We start from the raw sequence: 2,200 nt of genomic DNA, 5'->3' as shown, positions 1-2,200 counted from the left end.
GTTCGCGTCGCTCGGTGCGTTCGATCCGCTGCGCCTGCGCGGCGCCGACGACGCGCGCACGATCAACGCAGGCGTGCGGCTCGACCGCGTGGTCACCGGCGCGCGGCTGCGCCTGACCTACGCCTATTCACCGTCGCTGGTCTTCCCGATGTCGCACCTGAAGGTGTCGGTGAACGGCGAGGTGATCGCGACCGTTCCGTTCGACGCCGCGCAGGCGGGCCGGACGGTCACGCAGGAAATCCCGATCGATCCGCGCTACTTCTCGGATTTCAACCAGATCGGCCTGCGCCTGATCGCGCACTACACGCTCGACCATTGCGAGGATCCGTCGAACTCGGCGCTGTGGGCCGACGTGAGCCCGAAGAGCGAGCTGATCCTCGACGAGTCGCCGGTGCGCCTGCCGAACGATCTCGCGCTGCTGCCCGCGCCGTTCTTCGACCGGCGCGACAACGGCCGCGTGCGGTTGCCGTTCGTGCTGCCGGCGTCGCCGGATTCGGCGACGCTGCGCAGCGCGGGCGTGCTCGCGTCGTGGTTCGGCGCGCTGGCCGATTACCGGCATGCGCGGTTCCCGGTGTCGTCCGGGCTGCCGACGGACGACCAGGCGGTGGTGATCGGCACGGCCGCGACGCTGCCGGCCGGCCTCGCGCTGCCGTCGATCAACGGCCCGCTGCTCGCGGTGGCGGACAACCCGGCCGCGCCGGGGCGCAAGCTGCTCGTCGTCACGGGCCGCACGGCGGCCGAGGTCGACGATGCGGTCGCGACGCTCGTGCTGGGCCGCGCGGCGCTGTCGGGGCCGGCGGCGACGGTCGCGCACGTCGATCCCGGCGCGGCGCGCAAGCCGTACGACGCGCCGCGCTGGCTGCCCGTGAACCGGCCGATCGCGTTCCGCGAGCTCGTATCCGATACGCGCCAGCTGGAAGTGCGCGGCACGACGCCCGACGCAATCCGCCTGAACCTGCGCGTGCCCGCCGATCTGCATTCGTGGAACGGCGCGGGCGTGCCGATCACGCTGCGCTACCGCTACACGGCGCCGACCGTGCAGGACAACTCGACGCTCGCCGTCGAGATCAACGAGCAGCTCGTGAAGTCGTACCGGCTCGGGCCGGCCCAAGCCGAGGACGCGCACGGCCGCATGCAGCTGCCGCTGCTGTCGGTGCCCGAAGGGCGCGTGACGAGCGACGTCGACATCCCGGCGTTCCGGGTCGGCAGCGGCAACCAGCTGCAGTTCCGCTTCACGCTCGACTCGCAGAAGACGGGCCTGTGCTCGAGCACGGCGACCGAGCCGCAGCGTGCGGCGATCGATCCCGATTCGACGATCGACTTCTCGCACTTCGTCCATTACGCGCAATTGCCGAACCTCGCGTTCTTCGCGAACAGCGGCTTCCCGTTCACGCGCTTCGCCGACCTGTCGCAGACGGCCGTCGTGATGCCCGACCGGCCGTCGCCGCAGGAGCTCGAGGCCTACCTGACGATGCTCGGCCACATGGGCGAATGGACCGGGTTTCCGGCCCTGCGCGTGCAGGTTGCGCGGCCCGGCGACGTCGCCGCGCTGTCGGGCAGCAAGGACCTGCTCGTGATCGACGGCTCGCCCACGTCGCCGCTGCTCGCGCACTGGCGCTCGGCGCTGCCGCTCGTGATCGGCGAGCAGGGCAGCGCGGGCGGCGAAGGCACCGCGCGCATCGCGTTCTCGGTGAAGGAGCGCTGGCGCAACGGCGTCGGCCTGGCCGAAGGCGGCGCGCACATCGAGCAGACCGGCTCGCTCGCGGCGCTTGCCGGGTTCGAGCTGCCGGGTAGCCGGGGGCGCAGCGTGGTCGCGCTGACGGCGACCGACCAGCCGCGCCTCGGCGATCTGCTCGACGTGTTCGAGAACGCCGGGCTCGTGTCGCAGCTGCAGGGCGACCTCGCGCTGGTGCGGCCGGGGCAGGTCGACAGCCTGCGCGTCGGCGAGCCTTACGTGGTCGGCTTCGTGCCGTGGTATGCGCGCGTGTGGACGGAAGCGGCACGGCATCCGGTCGTGCTCGGCGCGGTCGGCGTGGTCGCGGGGCTGCTGCTCGCGCTCGGCGTGTTCAGCGTGCTGCAGAGAATCGCCGCGCGTCGACGGGGGATGTAACGGATGGCGCGGGTTATGGCGAAGCGACGGGCAACGCGGCCGGCGCGGCGCGTCGGCGCGGCACTCGCGCTGGCGGTGGCGATGACGTGC

The 2,200-nt window shown here is 72.3% G+C and carries 1 protein-coding gene; it reads left to right on the top strand.

Translation table 11 applies throughout. The annotated features are described in order from the left end of the window. Positions 1 to 2,110 (top strand): cellulose biosynthesis cyclic di-GMP-binding regulatory protein BcsB (gene bcsB, locus ABY44_RS02605; RefSeq protein WP_431640813.1); only part of this gene is annotated, 2,110 nt, incomplete at its 5' end. Between the last annotated feature and the right edge of the window lie 90 nt (positions 2,111 to 2,200).

It is taken from the genome of Burkholderia sp. ZZQ-2, assembly GCF_050768715.1.
Classification (GTDB): domain Bacteria; phylum Pseudomonadota; class Gammaproteobacteria; order Burkholderiales; family Burkholderiaceae; genus Burkholderia; species Burkholderia cepacia.
The sequence above is the reverse complement of the archived record's forward strand: the minus strand, read 5'-3'. Positions and strand labels throughout refer to the sequence as shown.